This is a genomic window from Streptomyces sp. NPDC047981 (genome assembly GCF_040653315.1).
Lineage (GTDB): Bacteria > Actinomycetota > Actinomycetes > Streptomycetales > Streptomycetaceae > Streptomyces.
In genome coordinates this window covers 1-6,613 of the sequence record NZ_JBEZNQ010000160.1, presented here as the reverse complement: position 1 = coordinate 6,613, position 6,613 = coordinate 1, and the positions used below count along the sequence as shown (strand labels likewise).

The window sequence follows — 6,613 nt, the reverse complement described above, 5'->3', positions numbered from 1 at the left end:
GGGTGGGGGGGCGCCCGCCGGCGGGGCAGCGGGGCGGGGGGCGTAATCCCCCCCCCCGGCTCGCGCACGCCCCGCTCCCGCCCGCCGACCCCGGCACCGCGGCGCCGTCCCGGAATCCCGAAAGGCCCAAACCGTCATGCCCACCCTGATAGCCGTTGACCCGCCCGGCTGCGGCTGCACCGAGTGCATCACGGGGCAGTACGTCCCCCTCGACCGCGCCACACCCCAGGACATCGCCGCTCTGCTCAACGGCCGGCTGCACAACCACACCGGCGCCGCCCTCCGCGTCACCGTCGTGTACGCCCTCAGCCCCGGCGGCGCGCTGGCCGACGCCGTACCGGACACGGTCCGAGTCGACTGCCAGGAACTCTCCTGGGACCTCGAGCCCCACCATGCCGCTCCGCGAGAGCGGTAAGGCTCCGGCCCGTCCGCCAGCCGCGATGCCGACGGCATCGAGCAGCCAGGACCGCGCACGCCACCGCCCGCCCCGCACCCGGCCCCCGCGGCCCACCGAGAGCAAGGACACCATGACCATCACCCTCGAACCTCCTCAGACCATGCACCACGAGGAGCACCTCGGCCAGTACGGCCTGCTCAGAATGGACATCACCACCAACCCGGCCGACGGCAGCAGCACGTACAAGCTCCGGGCACCCCATGTCCACGGTCACGCGGTCCTCTCCCCGGGAACCCTCCTCGCGGACCCCACCGAACCGCCCCGCTCGTGGGCGGTCGACCTCCTGGTCCTCTTCGGCACAGAACCCGCGACCCCTGCCCACCGGCGAGAAGACCCGCTGACGATCAACGGGATCGCGCTCGCCAGCCTGACTCGCGTGTTCTTCGAACGCGTCGACGCCGGCGCCCCGGTACCAACCTTCCGGCGGGACAAGAACTCCAACGCGATTCCCCTGCCGCCCGCCACCGGCCGGCACGCCGCGGCGGTGCTCGGCGCAGTCGTCGCCCACTGGCGAGCCCGGCCCGACCGTGAAGTCCTCGAAGCCGCAGGACGCCGCATCGCCGCCGCCACCTACCTGGATAGGTACACCAAGGAGCTGCACCAGCTGGACCAGACCCTCGACGAGACCCAGGCCGCCCGGGTCAGGACCTCCCAGCGGGTCGAGACCCTCCGCGCCCTCCTCCCGGGCACCGAGCACGCTGCCGCGTGACCGCCAGGTCCCTGCACCAGGCTCAGCGTCCGAACCGCTCAGGCACGCCGCGGACCTCGGCCCGCACGGCACGCTCCGCTTCTCCGCCGACGACCGTCCCCGCCACCGGATGCGTGACTGCCGGTCGCCGAGGGCCGCGTCGGCCGGCGCCGCAGGCAAGGGCCGACCCGGCCACACTGCGGCGGGCGCCGCCCGCGGCCCGGCCAACTCGGTGCAGCCCGGCGTCCCCCGCGGGGGATCCGCTGCCCGCAGCGGAGAGACAGGGCCGGGGGCTCCGCCCCGGATGGAGCCCGGCTGGCGCCGGGCGCTGCTCCCCCGGCGCCAACCTCCGCTGCGCTCCGGTCGGCACCGGGGTCTTCCTCCATCCCCGGCTTTCTGATTGTGGCCGCGCGCGCCTGGCCCTCAAGCGCTCCAGTCCGTGTCCTCGCCGGCCCGCTCCTACGTCGCTATACCGGCTCCGGTACTCCTTCCCGCGCTTGACCGCCAGGCCCGCGCGGCCTGGAACTGCCTTTGCCGGGGCGGGAGGAAGAAAGGTCGGCGGGTATCTGCTCGTAGGGGGCTTCGGCCGTCCCCCGGCTGCCGGGCCGACAGGAGAACTCCGTAGAGATGCACAGCCGCTCCGCGCCTGCTCCACCCCGGACGGTGGCGCAGAAAACAGGGAAAGCCGCTGGTCAGAACTTGCACACGGTCACCGCATCTGGTAAATTAGTGCATGTCGGAACGGGGAGGGCAAACCCCGGACCGGCCGCCACGAGCCACCGAACCAAGGAGTCGTCCCATGGTCGCCGTCCTCACCGAGGCCCTGCCCGTGCAGATCGCGGTCGCGCCGCAGCTCGACGAGTACGACCGCATCCAGTGCGCACGCGAGGACTGCCAGGCCGACTCGGGATTCCCCGACGACGCCGACGAAGGGGCCTGGGCCGCTCACGACCAGGGCTGGCACATCTCCGACTTCAACCGCGACACCTGCGGCTGCCCGCACCTCTGCGCCGACTGCGCGCACGACTGGTGCGGCGTGGTGGACGACAGCCCGCGCCTGATCGGAATGCGCGTCATCGGCTGAACCGCCGCCAGGGCGGCCCGCGCAGGGCCGCCCGCCCCCGCCCGCACTGGCACCCCAAGGCAAGGACGCTTTCCATGAATGCCATCTATGTCGCCTCCCTTTCCGACTACAACGCCGGACGCCTCCACGGGAAATGGATAGAAATGCACGGGGACGCGGACGATGTTTATGATCAGATAGAAGCTGTGCTCAAGGCTTCCTCACAGGAAAGTGCGGAAGAGTACGCGATTCACGATTTTGAAGGGTTCGGCGGAATTGAACTGCGGGAAACCGAAAGCATCGAAGACCTAGTCTTCATCGCCGAAGCCCTGGACTACTACCCCGCCGAAGTCGTCAAATACTTTCACGAGAAGGTGAGCGCCGAACACCTCGCGGAGAAGTGCCAGGAAGGGTACATCAGGACGATCGAATGGAACGTTGACCCGGAATCGGCAGTCGCGGAATACGCGCTCGACTACCTGACCGATCACGGAACCGAAGGGGTGCCGCAGCTTTGGCGCGATCACATCGAAGCTGTAGCACAGTCGCTCGCGGTCAACTGGATAAACGATGGAAGCGTAATTCCGATCTACGCCGGAGCCGGTACCTACCACCTTGTGCGCGGCTGATGGCTTTCCCGATTCCCGACCCCGGAATTCCGAGAAGAGTTGACACGCCTACCCCGAGAAGGTAGATTAGTACATGTCGGAACGGGGAGGGCAAGCCCCGGAACGGCCACCACGAACCACCGAGTCGAGGAGACCTCATGCCCGCCGTGATGCTGACCGCCGCCGACCAGCTCGACACCATCCGCGAACTCGCCCACGAGCTGTACGGCAACCGAGCGGAGACTGTGGACCGGGGCGGCTTCGGGTACTACCGGGTCGACGACTACGAATACGGGGCCGAGTTCGTCGCCCGCCCCCTCGACTCCCTCGACACCATCCGGGCAACCGAGCTGCGCCACGAGCTCTCGCACCACGTCGCGGAGTACGCCGACGACACCGAGGCGGACCCCGACCGGATCGAGGACCAGGGCCAGACCGTCCGCCTGTAGCCCGCCTGCTCCCCGCGCCCGGCCGAGGGCGCGGGGAGGCCCCTACCGGCCAGGATCCCGGCCGGCCTCTTCCAGCCCCGCCCGCCCACGAACGGACCCCCAGTGACTTTCCAGAGCTCCGCGGACCCGCAGGCGGACCTGCTCGCCCGCGCCGCCGCAGGCGACCGCACCGCCCAAGCCGCATTCGCCGCCGGGCGTGCCGCCCGCATCCGGGCCCGTCACCTGCTGACCGCCAGCGGCCGGGCCGCCGCCTATCGCATGATCCAGCGCAACCCGGAGGGCGGGGCCGACCGATGAGCACCGACACCGCCAGGTCGTCCCTGCCCGACCCGTACGCGGACCCCGCCGCCCACCTCGCGGCCCGCGCGCATCGGCTCCACGAGGCCCATACGGAGATGGCCGGTGCCTTCCTCCACTCCGCCGCCCCCGCCATCCGCGCACTGTGGCCCCGAGCAGAGCGCGTGATCTTCGACCGCACCGCCCACGACGCCGACCCCCGCCACCCGGTCACCTTCCTGCGCATCGAAGGCGCATACGGGGCCGTCATCGCCACACGCGAGGAAGCCGACGCGCTCGACCGAGACGGCCAAGCGCTCCTGCGTGACGCGCTCGCCGAGGTCTACGCGGCCGTCCTCCACTGGGACGCCGGGGCCGTTCCCGGGGCCCGCCCGTGGTGCGTGCACTCCACCTACGGGTTCCAGGACGGGGCCACGCCACCGTTCCTGTGTACGGTGACCCTCCCTCCTGCCGGAGCAGCGGCCCCGCGAGTTGATGCGCTCGACCGCGTCCGGTAAACTAGTAAACGTCGGACCGGGGAGGGCAAGCCCTGGGCCGTGCACCACGAACCACCGAACCAAGGACCGTCTCATGGGATACACCCACTACTTCGCCTACGCCCCGCAGTCGGAGACCTTCCGGGCCAACTGGCTCCAGCTGCGCATCGATGCCGCCGCCGTCACGGACTTCACGAAGGCGTCCGGGATCCCCCTGGGCGGATCCGGCGGGCGCGGGGCGCCGGTTATCGGCGAAGATCTGATCCTCTTCAACGGGCGCGGCGACGAGACGTGCGAGGACTTCCGTTTGGAGCTCGACCCGGACCGGCTCTCCCCGTCCGGTCCGTTCGTCTGGGGTTTCACCAAGACCGCCGCATGCCTCTACGACGTGGCCGTCACCGCCGTACTCCTGCGCGCCCACGTCCTGATGCCCGAGGTGTTCGCCATCGACAGTGACGGCGCTTGGGCCGACTGGCTGGAAGCCCGAGCCGTCAACCAGGCCCTGTTCCCCGACTCGCCCCTACCTGCGGCCGAACCGTTCACCGACACCACCTGCGGCCCCCTCGTCGCCCGCCACTGACCCTCCCCGCCGGGCCTGCCTGGGGCCGGCGGCGGCCGGCCCCAGGCCGGACCCCTGTCGTGGAGCGCGTACGCGAGACCGGAGTTGACACCCCACCCCAGAGCTAGTAAATTAGTACACGTCGGAGAGGGGAGGGCAAACCCCACACCGGCCACCACGAAGCACCGCCGCAGACGAGGAGCACGCCATGGCCAGCATTGACCGCGCCGTACGCGACCGCAAGGCATTCGAGGAGCGCCTGAAGACCGCCGCCGAGGCCGGCCGGAAGAACGCCCGGCGCTACGCGAATGACTGGTGGGGTCGCCTTCGCGCCGAGGAGCTGACGGCGGAGAACGTCCGGATGGACGGCTTCTTCGAGGCCATCACCGGCTACCAGTTCCAGATCGAGCTGTGGGCGAACCTCATCGAGGCCCTGGAGGTCAGCGGCGACGTCGTCGCGACGTGGCACGAGAAGATCGCCGAGGCTGAGCGGAACTCCGAGCAAACCGGGGGGAGCATCGGCAACCCCGTCGCCGACGCCCGGCAGTACCTCTGGCGCGACGCGAACGAGAAGTTCGCCCGGTACGCAGCCGACTACTTCCGGCGCGTCGGCTGAACCGTCCCGCGCCCGGCCTCTTCGGTCTTCCGTCGAGGCCGGGCGTGCAGTTTGCCAACTCAACCCGCGAGAGGTAAACTAGTATACGTCGGCCCGGGGAGGGCAAACCCCGGGCCGGACACCACGAACCATCGAGCGAGACGAGGGAACATGTCCACCGCCACCCGCCCCGCCATCGGCCCCCGCCTCCTGGAGGCCGTCGACGAGAGCCCGTACGGCGAACTCAGCAAGACTCACGTCCGCTACATCAACGGCCGCCCGTACCGCTTCCACTGGTGGGAGTACCGCTCCGGCGACACCTTCGTCGACGTCTCCGTCCCCGACGAGCCGACGTCGGCGTTGATCGACATCTTCCCCGAGTACGGCACCATGCCCGAACACTTCGGCTGGACCCTGCTCCGCCAGTTCAGCAGCTACATGCTCGACTAGTCGCCGCCCGCCGGGGTGGCGAAGTCCCGGCACTTCCGGCGGAGCGCCCGCCGCACCGGCGGGCGCTCCGCGTCCGCCCACCGAAACGAGACAGGGCATGACCATTCCCGGAATCATCACCGCGCTCGGGCTGGGGTACGCGCTCGGCCGCCTCCGCCCCTGGGGCCGGCTCGGCAACTGGGCCGACTGGCAGGTGCGGCACCGCCCCGGGCGCTGGATCGGGAGCCGCGCGCGCGAGTCGGCGCTGTTCGTGGCGCTTGCCGCCACCCAGCCGCGCGCCGCCTTCGCCGCCCTGCGGCAGGTGCGGGGCACGCCGTCGCGCCAGGTTGACACGTTCACCCGCAAGAAGTAAACTAGTACACGTCGAGAAGGGGAGGGCAACCCCGGATCGGCCGCCACAGAACCACCAACGAGGAGAGACCCCCATGGCAGGCGAGACCACCATCACCCTGATCGGCAACCTGGTCGACGACCCGGAGCTCCGCTTCACCCCCTCCGGCGCCGGAGTCGCCAAATTCCGTGTCGCCTCCACCCCGAGGATCTTCGACAAGACCACCAACGAGTGGAAGGACGGCGAGAGCCTCTTCCTGACCTGCTCCGTCTGGCGACACGTCGCCGAGAACGTCGCCGAGTCCCTGACCAAGGGCATGCGCGTCATCGTCCAGGGCCGCCTGCGCCAGCGCAGCTACGAGACCAACGAAGGCGAGAAGCGCACCGTCTACGAGCTCGACGTCGAGGAAGTCGGCCCGAGCCTGCGCAACGCGACCGCCAAGGTGGCCAAGGTGCAGCGCAACGGTCAGGGCCAGCAGAACGGCTGGGGCCAGGCGCAGCAGAGCGGAGCCCCGCAGGCGGACCCGTGGGCGACCGCCCCCAGCGCGGACGACCAGCCGCCGTTCTAGCCGCCCCGGGGGCCGCGACCACCCGTATGCGGCGGCACTCGGAGAGCCTGATCATCCTCTCCGGCGCGGCAC

12 protein-coding genes are annotated in these 6,613 nt (G+C 70.4%); all 12 read left to right on the top strand.

Annotated features, from left to right (window positions below):
• Positions 1-136: 136 nt before the first annotated feature.
• Positions 137-415 (top strand): hypothetical protein, encoded by a 279-nt coding sequence (locus AB0E14_RS39050; RefSeq protein ID WP_362430121.1) that lies wholly within the window; start codon positions 137-139, stop codon positions 413-415.
• 112 nt (positions 416-527) lie between these two features.
• Entirely contained in the window at positions 528-1,166 is a 639-nt protein-coding gene (locus tag AB0E14_RS39045; RefSeq protein ID WP_362430118.1) for a hypothetical protein, read from the top strand.
• Between the two features lie 778 nt (positions 1,167-1,944).
• The gene (locus AB0E14_RS39040; RefSeq protein WP_362430116.1) at positions 1,945-2,229 is read left to right on the top strand and encodes a hypothetical protein; all 285 of its coding nucleotides are present in this window, start codon (positions 1,945-1,947) and stop codon (positions 2,227-2,229) included.
• 74 nt (positions 2,230-2,303) lie between these two features.
• Positions 2,304-2,837: an antirestriction protein ArdA gene (locus AB0E14_RS39035; RefSeq protein WP_362430113.1), complete on the top strand. Its 534-nt coding sequence runs from the start codon at positions 2,304-2,306 to the stop codon at positions 2,835-2,837.
• A 137-nt stretch (positions 2,838-2,974) separates the two neighbouring features.
• On the top strand, positions 2,975-3,265 hold the full coding sequence (locus AB0E14_RS39030; protein WP_362430110.1) for a hypothetical protein: 291 nt from the start codon (positions 2,975-2,977) through the stop codon (positions 3,263-3,265).
• 102 nt (positions 3,266-3,367) lie between these two features.
• Entirely contained in the window at positions 3,368-3,562 is a 195-nt protein-coding gene (locus tag AB0E14_RS39025) for a hypothetical protein (protein WP_362430107.1), read from the top strand.
• Positions 3,559-4,059: a hypothetical protein gene (locus AB0E14_RS39020; RefSeq protein ID WP_362430104.1), complete on the top strand. Its 501-nt coding sequence runs from the start codon at positions 3,559-3,561 to the stop codon at positions 4,057-4,059. Before AB0E14_RS39025 ends, AB0E14_RS39020 begins: the two co-directional genes overlap by 4 nt.
• A gap of 73 nt (positions 4,060-4,132) precedes the next feature.
• A complete protein-coding gene (locus tag AB0E14_RS39015) occupies positions 4,133-4,618 on the top strand; it encodes a hypothetical protein (RefSeq protein ID WP_362430101.1) in 486 nt (161 codons plus the stop codon).
• 187 nt (positions 4,619-4,805) lie between these two features.
• Positions 4,806-5,213, top strand: a complete 408-nt coding sequence (locus AB0E14_RS39010; protein ID WP_362430098.1) for a hypothetical protein — start codon at positions 4,806-4,808, stop codon at positions 5,211-5,213.
• A gap of 150 nt (positions 5,214-5,363) precedes the next feature.
• Positions 5,364-5,642: a hypothetical protein gene (locus tag AB0E14_RS39005; protein ID WP_362430095.1), complete on the top strand. Its 279-nt coding sequence runs from the start codon at positions 5,364-5,366 to the stop codon at positions 5,640-5,642.
• 97 nt (positions 5,643-5,739) lie between these two features.
• Entirely contained in the window at positions 5,740-5,994 is a 255-nt protein-coding gene (locus tag AB0E14_RS39000) for a hypothetical protein (RefSeq protein WP_362430092.1), read from the top strand.
• 73 nt (positions 5,995-6,067) lie between these two features.
• On the top strand, positions 6,068-6,541 hold the full coding sequence (locus AB0E14_RS38995; RefSeq protein ID WP_362430089.1) for a single-stranded DNA-binding protein: 474 nt from the start codon (positions 6,068-6,070) through the stop codon (positions 6,539-6,541).
• Positions 6,542-6,613 lie beyond the last annotated feature (72 nt).

Excerpts from the sequence above, each read along its gene's own strand:
- AB0E14_RS39020 (WP_362430104.1), top strand. The coding sequence starts at position 3,559 with ATGAGCACCGACACCGCCAGGTCGTCCCTGCCCGACCCGTACGCGGAC.
- AB0E14_RS39045 (WP_362430118.1), top strand. The coding sequence starts at position 528 with ATGACCATCACCCTCGAACCTCCTCAGACCATGCACCACGAGGAGCAC.
- AB0E14_RS39010 (WP_362430098.1), top strand. The coding sequence starts at position 4,806 with ATGGCCAGCATTGACCGCGCCGTACGCGACCGCAAGGCATTCGAGGAG.
- AB0E14_RS39035 (WP_362430113.1), top strand. The coding sequence starts at position 2,304 with ATGAATGCCATCTATGTCGCCTCCCTTTCCGACTACAACGCCGGACGC.
- AB0E14_RS38995 (WP_362430089.1), top strand. The coding sequence starts at position 6,068 with ATGGCAGGCGAGACCACCATCACCCTGATCGGCAACCTGGTCGACGAC.
- AB0E14_RS39040 (WP_362430116.1), top strand. The coding sequence starts at position 1,945 with ATGGTCGCCGTCCTCACCGAGGCCCTGCCCGTGCAGATCGCGGTCGCG.
- AB0E14_RS39050 (WP_362430121.1), top strand. The coding sequence starts at position 137 with ATGCCCACCCTGATAGCCGTTGACCCGCCCGGCTGCGGCTGCACCGAG.
- AB0E14_RS39030 (WP_362430110.1), top strand. The coding sequence starts at position 2,975 with ATGCCCGCCGTGATGCTGACCGCCGCCGACCAGCTCGACACCATCCGC.
- AB0E14_RS39015 (WP_362430101.1), top strand. The coding sequence starts at position 4,133 with ATGGGATACACCCACTACTTCGCCTACGCCCCGCAGTCGGAGACCTTC.
- AB0E14_RS39000 (WP_362430092.1), top strand. The coding sequence starts at position 5,740 with ATGACCATTCCCGGAATCATCACCGCGCTCGGGCTGGGGTACGCGCTC.
- AB0E14_RS39005 (WP_362430095.1), top strand. The coding sequence starts at position 5,364 with ATGTCCACCGCCACCCGCCCCGCCATCGGCCCCCGCCTCCTGGAGGCC.